17 protein-coding genes are annotated in these 18,032 nt (G+C 64.3%); 10 read left to right on the forward strand and 7 right to left on the reverse strand.

The window, feature by feature from the left end:
• Window positions 1-109: 109 nt before the first annotated feature.
• Together DN387_RS16605 and DN387_RS16610 are read left to right on the forward strand one after the other, a co-directional pair.
• Window positions 110-850 carry a DUF599 domain-containing protein gene (locus tag DN387_RS16605; protein ID WP_054915669.1) on the forward strand — a complete coding sequence of 247 codons (741 nt, stop codon included), beginning with the start codon at window positions 110-112 and terminating at the stop codon, window positions 848-850.
• A complete protein-coding gene (locus DN387_RS16610) occupies window positions 847-1,248 on the forward strand; it encodes an MAPEG family protein (protein ID WP_054915670.1) in 402 nt (133 codons plus the stop codon). Before DN387_RS16605 ends, DN387_RS16610 begins: the two co-directional genes overlap by 4 nt.
• Window positions 1,249-1,297: 49 nt before the next feature.
• Here the strand turns inward: DN387_RS16610 and DN387_RS16615 are convergent, their stop codons facing one another.
• Window positions 1,298-1,579 carry a hypothetical protein gene (locus DN387_RS16615; protein WP_043863130.1) on the reverse strand — a complete coding sequence of 94 codons (282 nt, stop codon included), beginning with the start codon at window positions 1,577-1,579 and terminating at the stop codon, window positions 1,298-1,300.
• A gap of 177 nt (window positions 1,580-1,756) precedes the next feature.
• Between DN387_RS16615 and DN387_RS16620 the strand changes: the two genes are divergently transcribed.
• From DN387_RS16620 to DN387_RS16635, 4 genes are all read left to right on the forward strand, one after another.
• The gene (locus tag DN387_RS16620) at window positions 1,757-2,215 is read left to right on the forward strand and encodes a PaaI family thioesterase (RefSeq protein ID WP_043863129.1); all 459 of its coding nucleotides are present in this window, start codon (window positions 1,757-1,759) and stop codon (window positions 2,213-2,215) included.
• The gene (locus DN387_RS16625; RefSeq protein WP_043863128.1) at window positions 2,212-2,673 is read left to right on the forward strand and encodes a PaaI family thioesterase; all 462 of its coding nucleotides are present in this window, start codon (window positions 2,212-2,214) and stop codon (window positions 2,671-2,673) included. Before DN387_RS16620 ends, DN387_RS16625 begins: the two co-directional genes overlap by 4 nt.
• Window positions 2,674-2,782: 109 nt before the next feature.
• Window positions 2,783-4,687, forward strand: coding sequence for a molecular chaperone HtpG (gene htpG / locus DN387_RS16630; protein ID WP_054915672.1), 1,905 nt, complete (start codon window positions 2,783-2,785; stop codon window positions 4,685-4,687).
• 56 nt (window positions 4,688-4,743) lie between these two features.
• Window positions 4,744-5,469 (forward strand): dienelactone hydrolase family protein, encoded by a 726-nt coding sequence (locus DN387_RS16635; protein WP_043863126.1) that lies wholly within the window; start codon window positions 4,744-4,746, stop codon window positions 5,467-5,469.
• Window positions 5,470-5,529: 60 nt separating this feature from the next.
• Here the strand turns inward: DN387_RS16635 and DN387_RS16640 are convergent, their stop codons facing one another.
• Entirely contained in the window at window positions 5,530-6,390 is an 861-nt protein-coding gene (locus DN387_RS16640; RefSeq protein ID WP_054915674.1) for a pirin family protein, read from the reverse strand.
• 113 nt (window positions 6,391-6,503) lie between these two features.
• Here DN387_RS16640 and DN387_RS16645 point away from each other — a divergent pair, with 113 nt between their 5' ends.
• The 3 genes from DN387_RS16645 (at window position 6,504) to DN387_RS16655 (ending at window position 9,799) form a co-directional block, all read left to right on the forward strand.
• Entirely contained in the window at window positions 6,504-7,508 is a 1,005-nt protein-coding gene (locus DN387_RS16645) for an amidohydrolase family protein (RefSeq protein ID WP_054915675.1), read from the forward strand.
• A gap of 60 nt (window positions 7,509-7,568) precedes the next feature.
• Window positions 7,569-8,033 carry a DUF3859 domain-containing protein gene (locus tag DN387_RS16650; protein WP_043863123.1) on the forward strand — a complete coding sequence of 155 codons (465 nt, stop codon included), beginning with the start codon at window positions 7,569-7,571 and terminating at the stop codon, window positions 8,031-8,033.
• 140 nt (window positions 8,034-8,173) lie between these two features.
• Entirely contained in the window at window positions 8,174-9,799 is a 1,626-nt protein-coding gene (locus DN387_RS16655; RefSeq protein WP_054915676.1) for a methyl-accepting chemotaxis protein, read from the forward strand.
• A 141-nt stretch (window positions 9,800-9,940) separates the two neighbouring features.
• Here the strand turns inward: DN387_RS16655 and fabB are convergent, their stop codons facing one another.
• The 5 genes from fabB to DN387_RS16680 all read right to left on the reverse strand — a co-directional run bounded on the left by fabB (window position 9,941) and on the right by DN387_RS16680 (window position 16,820).
• On the reverse strand, window positions 9,941-11,161 hold the full coding sequence (fabB, locus tag DN387_RS16660; RefSeq protein WP_054915677.1) for a beta-ketoacyl-ACP synthase I: 1,221 nt from the start codon (window positions 11,159-11,161) through the stop codon (window positions 9,941-9,943).
• 11 nt (window positions 11,162-11,172) lie between these two features.
• The gene (fabA, locus tag DN387_RS16665; RefSeq protein ID WP_043863120.1) at window positions 11,173-11,688 is read right to left on the reverse strand and encodes a 3-hydroxyacyl-[acyl-carrier-protein] dehydratase FabA; all 516 of its coding nucleotides are present in this window, start codon (window positions 11,686-11,688) and stop codon (window positions 11,173-11,175) included.
• A 205-nt stretch (window positions 11,689-11,893) separates the two neighbouring features.
• The gene (locus DN387_RS16670; protein ID WP_054915678.1) at window positions 11,894-13,819 is read right to left on the reverse strand and encodes an ATP-binding protein; all 1,926 of its coding nucleotides are present in this window, start codon (window positions 13,817-13,819) and stop codon (window positions 11,894-11,896) included.
• Window positions 13,816-14,709 carry an ABC transporter substrate-binding protein gene (locus DN387_RS16675; protein ID WP_043863118.1) on the reverse strand — a complete coding sequence of 298 codons (894 nt, stop codon included), beginning with the start codon at window positions 14,707-14,709 and terminating at the stop codon, window positions 13,816-13,818. Before DN387_RS16675 ends, DN387_RS16670 begins: the two co-directional genes overlap by 4 nt.
• Window positions 14,709-16,820, reverse strand: a complete 2,112-nt coding sequence (locus tag DN387_RS16680) for a TonB-dependent siderophore receptor (RefSeq protein WP_054915679.1) — start codon at window positions 16,818-16,820, stop codon at window positions 14,709-14,711. Before DN387_RS16680 ends, DN387_RS16675 begins: the two co-directional genes overlap by 1 nt.
• A gap of 170 nt (window positions 16,821-16,990) precedes the next feature.
• Here DN387_RS16680 and DN387_RS16685 point away from each other — a divergent pair, with 170 nt between their 5' ends.
• Window positions 16,991-18,016 carry an NAD(P)H-dependent glycerol-3-phosphate dehydrogenase gene (locus DN387_RS16685; RefSeq protein WP_043863116.1) on the forward strand — a complete coding sequence of 342 codons (1,026 nt, stop codon included), beginning with the start codon at window positions 16,991-16,993 and terminating at the stop codon, window positions 18,014-18,016.
• The last annotated feature ends 16 nt before the right edge of the window (window positions 18,017-18,032 follow it).

Here is an 18,032-nt window from a genome sequence, read left to right on the forward strand (position 1 = left end):
ATCCATTCGGATGCGGGGCTTTTTCGTCTCGGGGCCACGTGTCTTTTTGCCGCTGGCAGCGTCGAAAGGCGGACAATGCACCATCCTGTGCCATTTCTTCGGGAGCGCCATGAGCTTCATCCAGAACAACCTGATCAACCTGTTTGCCGCCTGCTGGTTCGTTGCCTGCTGGGGCGGCTACACCCGCTACGCCAGCTGGAAGGCCCGTGATACCGCCTGCCTGGCCAGCGTCATGCACCTGTACCGCGAGGACTGGATGCGCCGCATGCTGCTGCGCGACAACCGCATCGCCGACGCCAGCGTGATCGGCAACCTGGAGCGCAACGCATCGTTCTTCGCCTCCAGCACCCTGATCATCCTGGCCGGTATCCTCACCGTGCTGGGCGCCTCGGACCGCGCCTGGTCGCTGCTGGCCGACCTGCCTCTGGTACAGCAGACATCCCAGGGCATGTCCGAAATCAAACTGTTATGCCTGGCGATGGTGTTCGTGTACGCCTTCTTCACCTTCAGCTGGTGCATGCGCCAGTACAACTTCGCCGCCGTGCTGGTGGGCTCGGCACCGATGATCGGCGAGCGTCAGGTCAGCGAGCAGGAGCGCAAAGCCTTCGCTCTGCGCGGGGCGCGGGTGATCTCGCTGGCGGCCAACCAGTTCAACTTCGGGCTGCGCTCGTACTATTTCGGCATGGCCTTGCTCAGCTGGTTCATCAGCCCCTGGCTGCTGGTGCTGATGAGCACCGGGGTAGTACTGGTGCTGTACCGCCGCGAGTTTCATTCCGACGTGCTCGACGTGATGGTCTATACCCCTACAGAGGCGCCATTGCCTGAGCCGAACAAGGAACCGGTCGCATGAGTATTCCGTTCTGGTGTGTGTTGATCAGCGCACTGCTGATCTATGTGGCGCGGGTGCCGGTGGCGCGTGCGATGAAGCAACAGGGCAGCTACGACAACCACCTGCCGCGCAGCCAGCAGGCGCAACTGACCGGCATGGGCGCCCGGGCGGTGGCGGCGCACCAGAACAGTTTCGAAGCATTCATGTTGTTCGCCGTAGGTGTATTGATGGCGCACACCACCCAGACCCAGGGTTTTCTGATCGATACCCTGGCGATCATCTTCGTGATCGCGCGGATCATCTACCTGCCGCTGTATTGGTATGACTTTGCGTGGCAGCGCAGCCTGGTCTGGTCGATCGGGCTGATCTGTTCATTGTTGCTGATGCTCAGCCCGACCTTTCGCCAACTTCTGGCCTGACATGAAAAAACCCGACCTGAGTCGGGTTTTTTCATTAAAGCGCAGTTGCTTACTTGGCAGGTTCTGCCGGGGCGGCTTCTGGTGCTGGCGTCACAGGAGCGGCCTGGTTGTTTTCTTCTGCACGCTTTTGTTCGGCTTCAGCACTGTCTTTGGCGGCTTCGGCGTTTTCTTTGGCGGCGTCGTTCATCTTATCCTGAGCGTCGTCCATTTTCTTCTGGGCTTGCTCGGCATGTTCTTGAGCGTCCTGGGCTTTGTTTTCGCTGGCTTTATCGCAAGCAGCGAGGCCCAGGGCGGCGGCCAGCATAACGGCAAAGGCAATGGGTTTACGCATGGGGTGTTTCTCCTTGTGGAATAGAGTTGCTTGAATTATCTGAGTTCAAGTAAGCGACATAAGTTCCGCGTCGTTTGCACATATATAAGTGCCGGATCCATATAGACTTTCCCTCAGGCTTATGCAGCACCTGAGTTATTGCACAAGGAGCTGACCGTGAATGAACCGTCACCGTTGATGGCCCAGGCCGAACGTTTTCTTTCGGCGCTGCGCCATTGCCAGTTGTTGAAGATGCGCGTAGAGCGCGCCGATGCCGACGGCATCACGCTGTGCCTGCCGTACTCGCCGCAGATCGTGGGTAACCCGCAGAGCGGCGCGATCCATGGCGGTGCAATCACCACGCTGATGGACACTGCGCTGGGCATGGCCACCCTGTGCGCCCTGGCCGAGTTCGAGGTGTGCCCGACCCTGGACCTGCGCATCGACTACATGCACCCGGGGCAGGCCGACAAGGCGGTGTATGGCCAGGCGCAGTGCTACCGGGTCACCCGCGACGTGATCTTCATCCGCGGCTGCGCCTACCAGGACGACCCCGACCAGCCGATTGCCCAGGTGGTGGGCACCTACATGCGCCTGGGCAAGGACATCAAGGGCGGCCTGGGCTTTGGCCGGCAGCTCAAGGCGGTGGCGCAATGATTCCCGCGGACGTGCATGCACAGCTGCGCCAGGCGCATGCCCAGGGCAACTACGCGCCATTGCTGCAACTGATCCCCTACGCCAGCCTGATCGGCATCCAGTGCAGCCGTGACGGCGACGACCTGCTGTTCTGCCTGCCGGCCAGTGCCGACAATATCGGCAACCCGTTGCTGCCGGCGATCCATGGGGGGGTGATCGCCGGGTTCATGGAACTGTCGGCGGCGCTGTACCTGCTGATTTTCAGCGAAAGCGCGAGCATTCCCAGGATCATCGACTTTTCCATCGATTACCTGCGCGCCGGCCTGTACCGCGATACCTATGCGCGGTGCCAGCTGTGGCGCCAGGGGCGGCGGGTGACCAACGTCGCGATCACCGCCTGGCAGGGCGACCCGGACCAGCCCATCGCCACGGCCCGTGCGCATTTCAAGATCAAAGAACTGCCCGTGCCCTTGAAATAGATATGCCAGCCCCCATCTGCTGTTCATCCCGCCACGAAAGGCCGGACGCTGCCCCGCGGGGGCCGTCGGCCCGAGTGACTACTGCCATCAGATCGGAGTGTTGAAGACCATGAGTGTGGAAACTCAAAAAGAAACCCTGGGCTTCCAGACCGAGGTGAAGCAGCTGCTGCACCTCATGATCCATTCGCTGTACTCGAACAAGGAAATCTTCCTTCGCGAATTGATTTCCAACGCCTCCGACGCCGTCGACAAACTGCGCTTCGAAGCCCTGGCCAAGCCCGAGCTGCTCGAGGGCGGCAGCGACCTGAAGATTCGCGTGAGCTTCGACAAGGCGGCCAACACCGTCACCCTGGAAGACAACGGCATCGGCATGAACCGCGATGACGTGATCACCCACCTGGGCACCATCGCCAAGTCCGGCACTGCCGACTTCATGAAGAACCTCACCGGTGACCAGAAGAAAGACTCGCACCTGATCGGCCAGTTCGGTGTGGGCTTCTACTCGGCGTTCATCGTCGCCGACCAGGTCGATGTCTACAGCCGCCGCGCCGGTACTCCGGCGAGCGAGGGCGTGCACTGGTCGTCCAAGGGCGAGGGCGAGTTCGAAGTCGCCACCGTGGACAAGGCCGAGCGCGGTACGCGCATCGTGCTGCACCTGAAAAAAGGTGAAGACGAATTCGCCGATGGCTGGCGCCTGCGCAACATCATCAAGAAGTACTCCGACCATATCGCCCTGCCGATCGAACTGCCCAAGGAAGCGACTGCCGCCGAAGGCGAAGAGCAGCCGGCCGTGGAGTGGGAAACCGTCAACCGTGCCAGCGCGCTGTGGACCCGTCCGCGTACCGAGATCAAGGACGAGGAATACCAGGAGTTCTACAAGCACATCGGCCACGATTTCGAAAACCCGCTGGCCTGGAGCCACAACAAGGTCGAAGGCAAGCTGGAGTACACCTCGCTGCTGTACGTGCCGGCCCGTGCGCCGTTCGACCTGTACCAGCGTGAAGCGCCACGCGGCCTGAAGCTGTACGTGCAGCGCGTGTTCGTGATGGACCAGGCCGAATCGTTCCTGCCCTTGTACCTGCGCTTCATCAAGGGTGTGGTCGACTCCAACGACCTGTCGCTGAACGTGTCGCGCGAGATTCTGCAGAAAGACCCGATCATCGATTCGATGAAGTCGGCGCTGACCAAGCGCGTGCTGGACATGCTCGAGAAGCTGGCCAAGAACGAGCCTGAGCAGTACAAGGGCTTCTGGAAGAACTTCGGCCAGGTGCTCAAGGAAGGCCCGGCGGAAGACTTCGCGAACAAGGAGAAGATCGCCGGCCTGCTGCGCTTTGCCTCCACCCACGACGACAGCGGCGAGCAGAGCGTGTCCCTGGCCGACTACCTGGCACGTGCCAAGGAAGGTCAGGACAAGATCTATTTCCTCACCGGCGAGTCCTACGCGCAGGTACGCAACAGCCCGCACCTGGAAGTCTTCCGCAAGAAAGGCATCGAAGTGCTGCTGCTGACCGACCGCATCGACGAGTGGCTGATGAGCTACCTGAGCGAGTTCGACGGCAAGGGCTTCGTCGACGTGGCCCGTGGCGACCTGGACCTGGGCAAGCTGGACTCCGAGGAGGACAAGAAGGCTCAGGAAGAAGTGGCCAAGGACAAGGAAGGCCTGGTCGAGCGTCTGAAAGCCGCGCTGGGCGATACCGTCAGCGAAGTGCGCGTGTCGCACCGCCTGACCGATTCGCCGGCGATCCTGGCCATCGGTGAACAGGACATGGGCCTGCAGATGCGCCAGATCCTCGAAGCCAGCGGGCAGAAGGTGCCGGACTCCAAGCCGATCTTCGAATTCAACCCGGGTCACCCGCTGATCGAGAAGCTGGACAACGAGCAGAGCGAAGACCGTTTCGCCGACTTCTCGCATATCCTCTTCGATCAGGCCGCCCTGGCGGCGGGCGACAGCCTCAAGGATCCGGCGGCGTATGTGCGTCGACTGAACAAGCTGCTGGTCGAACTGTCGGCGTAAGCAGTTGCAGGAAAGCCCGCTTCGGCGGGCTTTTTTCATTGTGCAAGGAGGGGTTCATGAGCAATGTGACGATCGAGTCGCTGGTGTACAAGCTTGACGGCAAGGTGTACGAAAGCCGCCTGGTGTATACCCACGGCGCCAAGGAACAGCCGGGCCTGGTGATGGCGCCGAACTGGATGGGCATCGGCGAGGGCGCTGAGCGCATTGCCAGGGAGGTGGCGGCCCAGGGCTATGTGGTGCTGCTGGCTGACCTGTATGGGCAGACGCTGCGCCCATCCAACATGGATGAAGCGGGGGCGGCGATGATGCCGCTGAAAAATGATCGGGTCGAGCTGCGCAAACGCATGAAGGCGGCGCTGGATCAGTTGCTGGGGCAATCGAAGGCAGTGCTTGCGCCGGGCAAGCTGGCCACCTTCGGCTTCTGCTTCGGCGGTTGCTGCGCACTGGAGCTGGCCCGTGAAGACCAGCGTCTGCGCGCTGCGGTGTCGTTCCACGGTACGCTGGACACGCCGCTGCCGGCCCAGGAGGGCAAGGTGTCGGCAGCGTTGCTGGTGTTGCACGGTGCAGCCGACCCGCTCGTGCCGCGCGAGCAACTGCCTGCCTTCGAGGCCGAGATGGATGCGGCCAAGGCTGACTGGCAACTGGTGAGCTACGGAGGCGCGGTGCATTCGTTCACCGACCCCGCAGCGAACGTGCCAGGCAAGATGAAGTACGACGCCAGGACGTCCAAGCGCGCGTTCCAGGCGATGCACACCCTGCTGCGGGAAGTGTTCCAGGCCTGATGGCCTCTTCGCTGGCAAGCCCGCTCCTGCCTCTGTAGGAGCCGGCCTTGCCGGCGAATCTCAAGGCAACTCGATTCGCCCGATCTCGCCCGGTACCACCGGCCAATCCCCGGCCGCCCAGCGTGCCCGTGCCTGCTCGATCAGCGCCGGGTCACTGGCGACGAAGTTCCAGTTCATCCGCCGCGGCCCGTCCAGTGCGTCGCCGCCAATGATCACCAGGTGGCATTCGCTGTCGGCGTACAGGCTCATCGCTTCGCCTTCGGGCAGCACCACCAGGCTGCATGGCTCCAGTGGCTGATCATCAAGGCTCGCCTCACCGTCGAGTACATAAACCGCCCGTTCAGCGTGTTCGGCGGGAATCAGCAGCGTGCTCGCCGCTTGCATGCGCACCTCGGCATACAGGGTCGCTGACAACACCGGCACTGGCGAGGTCAGGCAAAACCCCGTGCCCGCGATCATGCGGATACTCACCCCCAGCGCATCGCTGCTCGGCAAGCTGGCCGCCGGGTGATGGCTGTAGTGTCCCGGCCCCTGTTCGTGATCCTTTGGCGAGGCCAGCCACACCTGCAGCCCGTGCAGGCGCTTGGGCTGACCCAGCAGCTCCGGCGGGGTGCGCTCGATATGCGCCACGGCGCTGCCGGCGGTCATCCAGCTCACCTCGCCGGCACTCACGCGCTGATCCGAGCCCAGGCTGTCCTTGTGCTGCAACTGGCCTTCGAACAGGTAGGTGAGGGTGGACAGGCCGATGTGCGGGTGCTGGCGAATGTCCATGCCACGCCCGGGCGGGTAGTCGGTCGCCAGCATGTGATCGAAGAACACGAACGGCCCGACGCTGCGCCGCCGTGCCGAAGGCAGCGGGCGCAGGATGGGTTGGCCTTCGACGGATTCGGCGCGCGGGCGGATTACCAGGGGAGGGTTCATCAGGGGCACCAGGGCGATGGAAATAATTGGAAGCATAACCTGCCCGGTGCCCGGGCTGAACCGTTGCGCCCGGCGGCAGGTCTACCCTGGGTCAATTGCACAAGGGGATTGCGATGTGGGCCAGGACGCTGGGGTGCCTGTTGCTGTCGGTGACGCTGTCGGGCATGGCCCAGGCGCGGGAGTACCGCTACAGCGACGCGCACCTGCATTATGTCGATTTCTTTCAGGAAAGCGCCGGCATGGACGAGTTGCTCAAGGCCATGGATGCGGCGCGTATCGATCAGTCGATGATCTCGGGTGTGGCGGTGGCCAAGAAATGGCATGAAGACGAGCCCAAGCGCCCGCGCTACTACGCCGGCGATGATGCCGCAGCCTACTGGTACAGCGCCACCGACATCTATGTGGCAGCGGCGCTGCAACAGTTGCCCGAGCAGCAGCGCCAGCGCTTTCACCCGTTTCTGACCGGCTTCAACCCGGTGGACAAGAACGCGGCCACCCATATCGAGCGCATGCTCGAGCTGTTTCCCGGCCTGTGGCAGGGCATCGGCGAAGTCTTCACCCGCCACGACGACCTGACGGCGTTGACCAGCGGCGACACGCCACGGGCCAACAACGAGGCGCTGGGCCTCATCTATCAGCTGGCGGCCAGGCACGACATGCCGGTGCTGATCCACTCCAACATCACCTCCAAGCGCGAACGCAACCCGCTGTACCTGGAAGAGATCGAGCAGCCCCTGCGCGAGCACCCCGATACCCGTTTCATCTGGGCCCACGCCGGCACCAGCATGGAGATTCACCGCCACCAGACCCAGCTGGACTTTCTGCTGCCGACCCTGACGCGCATGCTCGAGCGTTATTCGAACCTGTACATCGACCTGTCGTGGAGCGTGCTCCAACCCTACCTGCTGGACGACAAGGGCGTGCCACGGCCCGAATGGGTTGCGCTGGTGGAGCGCTTCCCCGAGCGTTTCATGCTCGGTTCCGATGTGGTCGGCCGCTTCGGCAGCCTGGGCGAGCAACTGCACGGGTTCGACCGGTTCCTGGATGCCTTGCCCGAGGCCGTGGCGCACAAGGTGGCCAAGGACAACTTTCTCGCGGTACTGCCCAGGTCACGCTGATGTCATCAGCCTGTCATGCAAGCCCCATAGCCTGCCGCCATCAACCTGATGGAGAGCAGTATGTCGAAGAGTCGTTTGGGCGCCATGGCCGCGCTGATGCTGGTGAGTGCGGTGGCCGGTGCAGAGGTGCGGGTGCAGGGGCCGGTGGAGTACGGCGTGTTCCAGACCCGCCACCAGGACTTCCAGCCCGGTGAACGGGTATTGACCCAGACCAGCCAGACCCTGGAGCACACCGACCGAGTGCCGGCCCGTCTTGGCAGCAAGTTCGGCCTGCGCTATCGCCTTGAAGGCAAGGTGGCCGAAGACACGCCCCTGACGCTGCTGTACCTGACCCCCGGGGTGATCACCCCCGACGGCCAGCGCCATGACAAGTTCGAGGTGGTGCAGAAGTTGGTACCGGGGGCCGCGCAGGATGTCATGGCCTATGAATTTACCGAGCACCACGAAGTGGTACCGGGCCAGTGGCACTTCATGGTGTTCCAGGGGGACCGCCTGCTGGCCGAGCAGCGCTTCATCGTGCAATGAGGCATGCGCCGCCTGCGCTCGCAATGACAAGGCGTTTTGATATCACTTTTTCGTCTTACGCAAAAATCTCAAGGGCCGATACCTTCTAATAAGCACGTCAGCTGCATGACCGATGCAGCGCTTTTGGAGGGAACCGGAAGATGAGCTTGAGACGTTTGAACATTGCGCCGCGGGCAGGTCTGGGGTTTGGTCTGGTAGCGTTGCTGGTGTTTGCATTGGGGGCCTTCTCGCTCCTGCAGATGAGCAGCATGCGCCAGCAGTCCGAACAGGTCGACAGCAACTGGCTACCCAGTGTGATCTCGGTGGGGCAGATCAGCCAGGACATGTTCCGGATACGGGCACTGACCCTGCGCCTGCTGCTCAACAGCGACAACGCCGCGCAGCAGCAGACCCATTCACGCATCGAGCAGATCAAGGGCGAGCTGGGCAAGGAACAGCAACGCTACCAGGCCCTGATTGCATTGCCCGAGGAGCAGGCGCTGTTCGACCGCTACCTCAAGCTCGAGCAGCAGTACCTGAGCTATCAGGCACGGGTAGTGCAGATGGCCCTGCAGGGCCAGACAACGGAGGCGGTGGCGCTGGTCAACGGTGAGATGAACCAGCTGGCCGATCAGCTCACCACCACCCTCAACGAGCTGATCGCCCTCAACAACCATCACGCCAACATGGCCACCGAGCTTGCCGGCACGGTGTACGAGCGTGCCCGCGTGTGGGTGGTCGGCCTGCTGGTGGCCGCACTGGTGCTCACCGTGGTGCTGGCGCTGACCCTGACCCGCAGTATCGTGCGCCCGCTGGCGCAATCGCTGCAGGTGGCCGAGGTGGTCGCCACCGGCGACCTGACCCCGCAGATCAACGTGGAGGGCAGTGACGAGCCGGCGCGCTTGCAGGCGGCCCTCAAGCAGATGCAGCAGAGCCTGCGCGATACCATCGGGCGTATTTCCGATTCGTCCAACCAGCTGGCCTCGGCGTCCGAAGAGCTCAGCGCAGTGACCGAGGACGCTACCCGCGGCCTGCACCAGCAGACCCAGGAAATCGAGCAGGCCGCCACCGCCGTGAACCAGATGACCGCCGCGGTGGAAGAGGTGGCGAGCAATGCGGTGGCCACCTCCCAGGCCTCGACCGAGTCCGATCGCATTGCCCGTCAGGGGCGCGAGCAGGTGCGCCTGACGGTGGCGTCGATCGAGGCGCTGGCCGATGGCGTTACCGCCAATGCCGCGGAAGTCGGGCAGTTGGCCGAGCAGGTGCACGGCATCACCAAGGTGCTGGATGTGATCGGTTCGATCGCCGAGCAGACCAACCTGCTGGCCCTGAACGCGGCCATCGAGGCGGCGCGGGCGGGGGATGCCGGGCGCGGTTTTGCAGTGGTGGCCGACGAGGTACGGGCACTGGCCCATCGTACCCAGCAGTCGACACGGGAAATCGAACAGATGATCGGTGGCATCCAGGAGGGTACCGACCGGGCGGTGGAGGGCATGCAGCAGACCAACCAGCGTGCCCAGGGCACCCTGGATGGCGCGCATGCGGCGGGTACGGCGCTGGAAGAGATTGCCACGGCCATCAGCCTGATCAACGAGCGCAACCTGGTGATCGCCAGTGCGTCCGAGCAGCAGGCACAGGTGGCGCGGGAGGTGGACCGCAACCTGACCAACATCCGCGACCTGGCGCTGCAGAGCTCGGCGGGTGCCAACCAGACCAGCGCGGCGAGCCAGGCGTTGTCGCAGCTGGCCATCGAGCTCAATACGCTGGTGGGCAGGTTTTCGGTGTAACGCCTTTGGCCGGCAAGGCCGGCCCCTACAGGCATCGCGTGCCCTGCAGGAGCCGGCCTTGCCGGCCAATTGCCCCGAAAGCCGCAAACAAAAACGCCCCGAACCAGTCGGGGCGTTTCTACAGCAGGGGCGAGCCCTTGCTTACTTGCCAGCCCAGCGCTTGAGCACCAGGGTGGCATTGGTGCCGCCGAAACCGAAGCTGTTGCTCATCACGGTGTCGATCTTGGCATTTTCGCGGGTTTCGCGCAGAACTGGCAGGTCGGCCACTTCCGGGTCCAGCTCGTCGATGTTGGCGGAGCCGGCAATGAAGTTGCCTTCCATCATCAGCATGCAGTAGATCGCCTCGTGAACGCCGGCAGCGCCCAGCGAGTGGCCCGACAGGCTCTTGGTGGAGCTGATGGCCGGGGCCTTGTCGCCGAACACTTCACGCACACCCTTCATTTCGGCAACGTCACCGACCGGGGTCGAGGTGCCGTGGGTGTTCAGGTAGTCGATCGGGGTATCGACGGTGGACAGCGCCTGCTGCATGCAGCGGATCGCGCCTTCGCCACTTGGGGCAACCATGTCGTAACCGTCGGAGGTCGCGCCGTAGCCAACGATTTCGGCGTAGATCTTCGCGCCACGGGCCAGAGCGTGCTCCAGCTCCTCGACCACTACCATGCCGCCACCGCCGGCGATGACGAAACCGTCACGGTCGGCATCGTAGGCGCGCGAGGCTTTTTCCGGGGTGTCGTTGCGCTTGCTGGACAGTGCGCCCATGGCGTCGAACAGGAACGACTGGCTCCAGTGCTCTTCTTCACCGCCACCGGCGAACACCACGTCCTGCTTGCCCATCTGGATCTGTTCCATCGCGGTACCGATGCAGTGCGCGCTGGTGGCGCACGCCGAGGCGATGGAGTAGTTCAGGCCCTTGATCTTGAACGGGGTGGCCAGGCACGCCGACACGGTGCTGCTCATGGTGCGGGTAACGCGGTATGGGCCGACGCGCTTGACGCCTTTTTCGCGCAGGATGTCCAGCGCTTCCATCTGGTTCAGGGTCGAGGCGCCGCCGGAACCGGCGATCAGACCGGTGCGCGGGTTGGACACCTGCTCTTCGCTCAGGCCCGAGTCCTTGATCGCGTCCTGCATCGCCAGGTAGGCGTAGGCGGCAGCGTGACCGACGAAGCGATAGACCTTGCGGTCGATCAGCTCTTCGAGGTTGAGGTCGATGGAACCGGAAACCTGGCTGCGCAGCCCCATTTCCTTGTATTCCGGGTTGAAACGGATGCCCGGACGGCTTTTACGCAGGTTTTCGGAGACGGTCTCTTTGTCATTGCCCAGGCACGATACGATGCCCAGACCTGTGATTACGACGCGGCGCATGCGAATAACCCTTAGAAATTTTCAGTGGAGGTAAATACACCGACCCGAAGGCCTTCGGCGGTGTAGATCTCGCGGCCGTCGACGCTGACCGAGCCATCGGCGATGGCCATGTTCAGCTTGCCTTTCAGGACGCGCTTGATGTGGATGTTATAGGTGACTTTCTTGGCGGTCGGCAGTACCTGACCGAAGAACTTCACTTCGCCCGAACCCAGGGCCCGGCCACGGCCTGGCAGGCCTTGCCAGCCCAGGAAGAATCCGACCAGCTGCCACATGGCATCCAGGCCCAGGCAGCCTGGCATCACCGGGTCGCCTTCGAAATGGCAGGCGAAGAACCACAGGTCTGGACTGATATCCAGCTCGGCGACCAACTCACCTTTGCCGTACTTGCCACCCTCTTGGCTGATGTGCGTGATGCGATCCACCATCAGCATGTTAGGGGCGGGCAGTTGCGCGTTACCTGGGCCGAACAGCTCACCGCGACTGCAGCGCAGCAGGTCTTCCCGGGTAAAGGCGTTTTGTTTGGTCATGCGAGCTCCTCAATAGTCACCGTGCGGCACGGGGTAGATCTTCCCGACCGACCCAAAAGCCTCAGGCTTGGGGCGGCAGCCTACACATAGACTATTGCGTTGTAGTGAAAGTCACAGCACAGGGGACGAAGATGTACACTTGTGCACTGAAATTTTTATGACAAGCCCGGCAAGGGCCCGGTTCAGTCTGTAAGACTGCCGCACTTTAGCATTTATCGCCAGTCACAGATGCCTGTGCGGGCAGCCAGCGTTGCAGAATCTGCTGCAGATCAATGCGTTTGAACGGCTTGGTCAGGTAGTCGTTCATGCCGGCGGCCAGGCAGCGTTCGCGATCGCCCTGCAGCGCGTTGGCAGTCAGGGCGATGATCGGCATGGCTGCGGCATGGGGGATCTGGCGGATGCGCCGGGTGGCCTCGTAGCCGTCGATGACCGGCAGGCGGCAATCCATCAGCGTGGCGGCAAAGCGCTGGCGGCTGGCCAGCGCCACCGCCTGGGCGCCATCGGCGGCCACGCACACCTCGAACCCCAGGCTGCGCAGCATGGCCTGGGTCACGGCCTGGTTCACCGGGTTGTCCTCCACCAGCAGGATGCGTCGGCCCTGGCCAGGGTCACTGTCGTCGGCCCTGGGCGCAGGCAGCGTGGGGTTCTGCTGCATGCATAGCGCCAGCGGCATTTCCAGGGTAAAGGTCGAGCCCCTGCCTTCACGGCTTTCGGCACGCAGCGTGCCGCCCATGCGCTCGGTCAGGGTGCGGGCGATAGACAGCCCCAGGCCGGTACCGCCGTAACGTCGTGAAATAGAACTGTCGGCCTGCTGGAAGGCAACGAACATGGTTTCCAGGCGCTCGCTGTCGATACCGATGCCGGTATCGCGCACCGCACAGGTGAACCAGATCAGTTGTCGGTCCAGTACCTGCCAGCGCGGTTCGATCTGCACGCTGCCGTGTTCGGTGAACTTCAGCGCGTTGCCGATCAGGTTCACCAGCACCTGGCGGATGCGGGTCGGGTCGCCGGCCACGCGCAACTGTTCCATGCCCGGCGGCAGTGGCGCCAGCAGCAGCAATCCGCGCTGCTGGGCGACATGCTGGAACGACTGTGTGCAACTGCCCAGCAGCTCGGCCAGGTTGAACTCGATGTGCTCCAGCTCCAGCGTCGTGCGCTCGATCCGCGAGAAGTCGAGGATGTCGTTGATCACCTTGAGCAGATGGCCGGTGGACTCGCTGGCCACGGCCGCGTACTCGCTCTGTTCTTCGCTCAGCGCGGTGGTCTGCAGCAGTTGCAGCATGCCCAGCACCCCGTTCATGGGGGTGCGCAGCTCGTGGCTCATCATCGCCAGGAAGTCCGACTTGGCCTTGTTCGCCTGTTCCGCTTCCTCGCGGGCCTGGATCAGCTGGGCGATGGCCTGTTGCTGCTCGTGGCTGGCCTGTGCCAGGCCGCTGGCCAGGTTGTTGATGTGGCGGGCCAGGTGGCCCAGCTCGCTGTCGTCGACCACCGGCAGCGGCGCATTGAAGTCGCCTTTCTGGATGGCCTTGACCGCGTGCCCCATGTCGCTGATCGGACGCGACAGGCTGCGCGCCAGGCGCCGTGCGAGGATGAAGGTGAACAGCAGGGCGAACAGGGCCAGGATCGCGGCCTTGATCACGATTTCCTGCTGGCGCTGGTTGAAGGCGTCATCGGACATGCCCACGATCACCCGGCCCAGGTAATCGTCCTTGCGGGTCGAGGCCGAGCCACCGTTGTGCAGGAAATCGCTGTCCAGAAAGATCCGCTGCAGGCGGATAGGCGCCTGGAACACCTCGACCTGCTGGGGGCGGTTCTCGTGCTCGTCGGCCTGCTCGACATACACCAGGATGTGGTTTTCGCTGTCCTGCACTTCGAGAAAGCGCACATGCGGGATGGTCAGGGTGGCGCGCATCAGGCTCTCGAGCACTTCGTCATTGCCCGAAATGACCCCGTATTCCGAGGCCGGTGCCAGCTGGTTGGCGATCAGCTGGCCGGTATGGTTGAGCTCCTGGCGCAAGTCCTGGATGCGCACGAAGGTGAAGAAGCTGATCAGCAGCAACGTCAGCAGCAGGGCCGGCCCCAGGCTGATGATCTGGGTGCGGGTACTGATGTCCCAGGTCAGTTTTTTCATCGGTGCTTCTCTCCTGCGGCCACGGCCTGCTGTGCGGCCACCGGGTCTATCGCCTCGATGCCCAGGGCTCGGGCCACCTGCTGGTTGCCGGCCACGCGAAATCGCTCGGGGTACAACGTCCGCGGCCAGGCCGCCGGCGGCTGGTCGAGCAGGCGGTCGAGCACCGCCAGCCAGTCATGCTGGTCGCTCAGGGTACTGGCCAGCCCGCCGGCGCGCACGAACCCGGCATTCGGACCGATCAGCGGGACCTGGCGTGCATAGCTGCTCAGCAGCAGGTGCTTGGCCGTGGTGGCGTTGTACAGCAGTGGGTCGTCCAGGCCCAGTAGCACATCGCTGTTTTTGAGCACGGCCTGCAGCGGCCGATTGTCACGCGGGTCGGGCCAGGCCTGGGCGATGATCTCAAGGCGCAGCGCCTTGGCCGCCTGGCGCAGCTCGTCGAGCAGGAACCGGCTGTTCTCGGTATATAGCACACCAATGCGCCTGGCCTGGGGCAGCAGGTAGTGGGCCAGGCGCAACTGACGCGCGGGCGGCGGGTCGCTCCACAGCAGGCTCAGGTAGGACGGGCGTCGGTCGCCCAGGTGCCGGCTGGCCTGTACCCGGCTGACCCGCAAGGCCAGCGTCGGCGGGCCTTCGGCCTGTTTCAGGCGCCAGTCCAGTGCGGCCAGGTCGAGCAGAATCAGGCGCGTGCCCGGCTTGAGCCTGTGCCCGGCAGGCAGTTCTGACACGGCGGTGAAGCGCACGTGATCGGTGGGGCGCTGCGCGCGCAGGGCGGTGACGAAGTCGCGCACGCCTGCATTGCCCTGGGCGGCGGTAACCAGAATGTCTGCGGCCGCCAGTGCGCTCAGCGGCCACGCCAGCATCAGCACCAGGCAAGCGTGCAGCAGGCGCATCAGAATTCCAGCTCCGCGCTCAGGTACAGCACCTGCCGGCTGTCGTAGCGGTTCTGCCAGTTGCTGGTGGGCTCGTCATCCAGGCGTTGCTGAAGCATCCCGGCCAGCTCCAGGCTGGCGTTGCGGATGGGGATGCGCCTGGCCACGCGCAGGTCGATACGCTCGAAGCGGTACTGGTTGAGGGCGTCGTCGCCGTAGTAGAACACTGCGCTCGACCAGCCTCGGCCCCAGTCGCGCAGCCAGCCGGCCGAGCCGCTGTTGCGTGCGCTGAGGTGGCGGTCATCGGGGTTGCTGGCCCAGGCATCCACATAGGCGTAGGTCAGGCGCAGGCGGTCGGCACTGCGCAGTTGCCAGTCCAGTTGCGCCTCGCTGCCGGTGAAACGCGCCTTGTTGGCGTTGCTGGCGATGGGCCGGTTGTTGCGCAGCGGTTCGCTGACCATGCCGGTGAGCTGGTCATGGAACAGCTTGATGTCCAGGCTCAGGCCGATTTCGCTGAAAAAGCCGTTGTAGCCCAGCTCCTGCGAGCGCATGCGTTCCTGATCGAGGTCGCCCGGGCCGCGGGTGGTGACGAAGTACTCGGCGTGGCGCTGGCCGAAGGCGGCCGGGCGCAGGTTGTCGACGCGGTAGCTCCAGTTGACGTTGTTCTCGAACATGTCCGGCGAGCGTACCGCCTCCGAGTACACCGCACGCAGGCCGTGGCGCGGGGTGATCAGGTAGTTCACGGCCAGGCGCGGGGCCAGCGAGCTGCCCGCCAGCCGGGTATCCTCGAACATCGCGCCGCCCTGCACGATCCAGTGTTCGTCGGCGCGCCACTCGAGCTGGCCGAACAGGCGCCAGGTGGTGTCGTCGAGGCTGCCATCGTAGTAGGTCTGCGAGTCGGCCCGGTCGTAGCGGTAGGCGATTCCGCTGACCAGGCGCAGGCTGTCGCTCAGGCTCAGGGTGTCCTGCAGCTCCAGGTCCAGGCGGCTTTCGCGGGTACTCTGGTCGATGTCGCCGCACACCGGGTTGGCACCGCCGTTGTGCCACTGCTGGCGGACCTCGCGGGCCAGCGCCTGCTCCTGGTCGCTGCCGGGAGGAATCGGCGCGTCGATGTTGCGGGCCAGGCGTTCGGTATAGCCCGGGTTGAGCCGCCACAGCTGCGCCAGTTGCGGGCTGAAGGCGATGGCCGCATCGCACGCGCTCCACACCTGCTGGCGATCCCAGTGCAGCGCCGAACCCTGCAGGTACAGGCTGTGCCGCGGGTCCAGGTCGATGTTCCAGCGTACCGAGGCGGCGTAGTCCTTGGCATTCACGTCGGCGTTCGCCCCTGCGCCGCTAACGCCGGGGAACACCGGGGTATAGGCATAGGGGCGCTGCTCGCTGCCTTCCTTGGCGGAAAACTGCCAGTCCAGGCTCTGCTCGGCGTTCAGCGCATGGCTGGCGCTCAGGCTCAGGCGGGTCAGGCGGCGGCCATCGCGGTAGTGCTGGCCCTGCGCGTTGTGGTCAAAGCCGTCGTCCTGCTGGCCCGACAGCGACAGGCGCAGGTCGCCGCCTTCCCAGCCCAGGCCCTGGCTGGCGTACCAGTCGTCGATGCCGCGCTGGCCGCGGATCACCTTGAGCCGCGTGCCATGGCTGTCGGCCGGGCTGCGGGTGAGGATGTTGACCACCGCCATCAGTGCATTGGCGCCATAGCTGACGGTGTTGGGCCCGCGGAACACCTCGATGCGCTCGATATCCTCCAGTGCCAGCGGGATATCGCCCCAGTCCACCGTCGCCAGCCCCGCGCGGTACACCGAACGGCCATCGACCAGCACCTGCATGCGCCGCGCATCGTTGACGCTGCTGCCGTGGTAGTTGGCCGCCGGCTGGTTGCCCGCGCCGTAGCCGACCATCATGCCGGGCACCAGGCGTAGCAGTTCGGGTACGTTGCGCGCGCCGCTGGCGCGGATCAGCTCACTGTCGAGCACGCTCATGCTGCCGGGCACCGCCGCCGGCGACTGCCTGAGGCGGGTGGCGGTCAGGATCTGCGGCAGCGCCTGGCTGTCGACGAACAGGTCGTCCGCCACCGCCGGACCGCCCAGCAGGGCAGTCAGCAGAACCAGCGGGCGCGAGGGGGGAGGGCCAAGATGCACGGCGCGGCCTTGATGGCGGGTATCGAGCGGGCATGTTAACCGAGTAGCCGGCTTTTTCCAGCGATCAAACCCGCATTGCTGCGGTCCAATCGCACATCTGGCGCTGGCCGTGGCCTTAACGCTCCGTATAATGCGGGGGTCGCCACTTTATTGGTTTTAACGGATTGGATATGACTGAACAGCAGCCTGTTGCAGTTCTTGGAGGCGGGAGCTTTGGTACCGCCGTGGCGAACCTGCTGGCCGAGAATGGTGTCGAGGTACGGCAGTGGATGCGCGACCCCGAGCAAGCCGAGGCCATGCGCAACAACCGCGAAAACCCGCGCTACCTCAAGGGCGTGAAGATCCACCCGGGCGTCGAGCCGGTCAACGACCTGCTGGCCACCCTGCAGGCCTGCGAGCTGATCTTCGTCGCCTTGCCGTCCAGCGCCCTGCGCAGCGTGCTGGCGCCCCATGCCGAGCTGCTGAGCAACAAGCTGCTGGTGAGCCTGACCAAGGGCATCGAGGCGCACACCTTCAAGCTGATGAGCCAGATTCTCGAAGAGATCGCCCCACAGGCGCGCATCGGCGTGCTCTCCGGGCCCAACCTGGCCCGCGAGGTGGCCGAGCACGCGCTGACCGCCACCGTGGTCGCCAGCGAGGACGAGCAGCTGTGCCAGCGGGTCCAGGCCGTGCTGCACGGGCGTACCTTCCGTGTCTATGCCAGCAACGACCGCTTTGGCGTCGAGCTGGGCGGCGCCCTGAAGAACGTCTATGCCATCATCGCCGGCATGGCGGTGGCGCTGGGCATGGGCGAGAACACCAAGAGCATGCTGATCACCCGCGCGCTGGCCGAGATGACCCGCTTCGCCGTCAGCCAGGGCGCCAACCCGATGACGTTCCTGGGCCTGGCCGGTGTCGGCGACCTGATCGTCACCTGCTCCTCGCCCAAGAGCCGCAACTACCAGGTCGGCCATGCCCTGGGCCAGGGGCTGAGCCTGGACGAGGCGGTCAACCGCCTGGGCGAGGTGGCCGAAGGGGTCAACACCCTCAAGGTGCTCAAGGCCAAGGCCGAGCAAGTGCAGGTGTACATGCCGCTGGTAGCCGGCCTGCATGCCATCCTGTTCGAAGGCCGGACCCTGAGCCAGGTGATCGAGCTGCTGATGCGCGGCGAGCCGAAAACCGACGTCGACTTCATTTCCACCAGCGGTTTCAACTGAATTACAGGAGCAGGGC

This window comes from Pseudomonas sp. FBF18, from assembly GCF_024261405.1.
GTDB classification, from domain to species: Bacteria; Pseudomonadota; Gammaproteobacteria; order Pseudomonadales; family Pseudomonadaceae; genus Aquipseudomonas; species Aquipseudomonas palmensis.

Bases quoted from the DNA above. Each gene is read 5' to 3' on its own strand.
- DN387_RS16605 (WP_054915669.1), top strand. From the start codon at position 110: ATGAGCTTCATCCAGAACAACCTGATCAACCTGTTTGCCGCCTGCTGG.
- DN387_RS16610 (WP_054915670.1), top strand. From the start codon at position 847: ATGAGTATTCCGTTCTGGTGTGTGTTGATCAGCGCACTGCTGATCTAT.
- DN387_RS16615 (WP_043863130.1), bottom strand. From the start codon at position 1,579: ATGCGTAAACCCATTGCCTTTGCCGTTATGCTGGCCGCCGCCCTGGGC.
- DN387_RS16620 (WP_043863129.1), top strand. From the start codon at position 1,757: ATGGCCCAGGCCGAACGTTTTCTTTCGGCGCTGCGCCATTGCCAGTTG.
- DN387_RS16625 (WP_043863128.1), top strand. From the start codon at position 2,212: ATGATTCCCGCGGACGTGCATGCACAGCTGCGCCAGGCGCATGCCCAG.
- htpG (WP_054915672.1), top strand. From the start codon at position 2,783: ATGAGTGTGGAAACTCAAAAAGAAACCCTGGGCTTCCAGACCGAGGTG.
- DN387_RS16635 (WP_043863126.1), top strand. From the start codon at position 4,744: ATGAGCAATGTGACGATCGAGTCGCTGGTGTACAAGCTTGACGGCAAG.
- DN387_RS16640 (WP_054915674.1), bottom strand. From the start codon at position 6,390: ATGAACCCTCCCCTGGTAATCCGCCCGCGCGCCGAATCCGTCGAAGGC.
- DN387_RS16645 (WP_054915675.1), top strand. From the start codon at position 6,504: ATGTGGGCCAGGACGCTGGGGTGCCTGTTGCTGTCGGTGACGCTGTCG.
- DN387_RS16650 (WP_043863123.1), top strand. From the start codon at position 7,569: ATGTCGAAGAGTCGTTTGGGCGCCATGGCCGCGCTGATGCTGGTGAGT.
- DN387_RS16655 (WP_054915676.1), top strand. From the start codon at position 8,174: ATGAGCTTGAGACGTTTGAACATTGCGCCGCGGGCAGGTCTGGGGTTT.
- fabB (WP_054915677.1), bottom strand. From the start codon at position 11,161: ATGCGCCGCGTCGTAATCACAGGTCTGGGCATCGTATCGTGCCTGGGC.
- fabA (WP_043863120.1), bottom strand. From the start codon at position 11,688: ATGACCAAACAAAACGCCTTTACCCGGGAAGACCTGCTGCGCTGCAGT.
- DN387_RS16670 (WP_054915678.1), bottom strand. From the start codon at position 13,819: ATGAAAAAACTGACCTGGGACATCAGTACCCGCACCCAGATCATCAGC.
- DN387_RS16675 (WP_043863118.1), bottom strand. From the start codon at position 14,709: ATGCGCCTGCTGCACGCTTGCCTGGTGCTGATGCTGGCGTGGCCGCTG.
- DN387_RS16685 (WP_043863116.1), top strand. From the start codon at position 16,991: ATGACTGAACAGCAGCCTGTTGCAGTTCTTGGAGGCGGGAGCTTTGGT.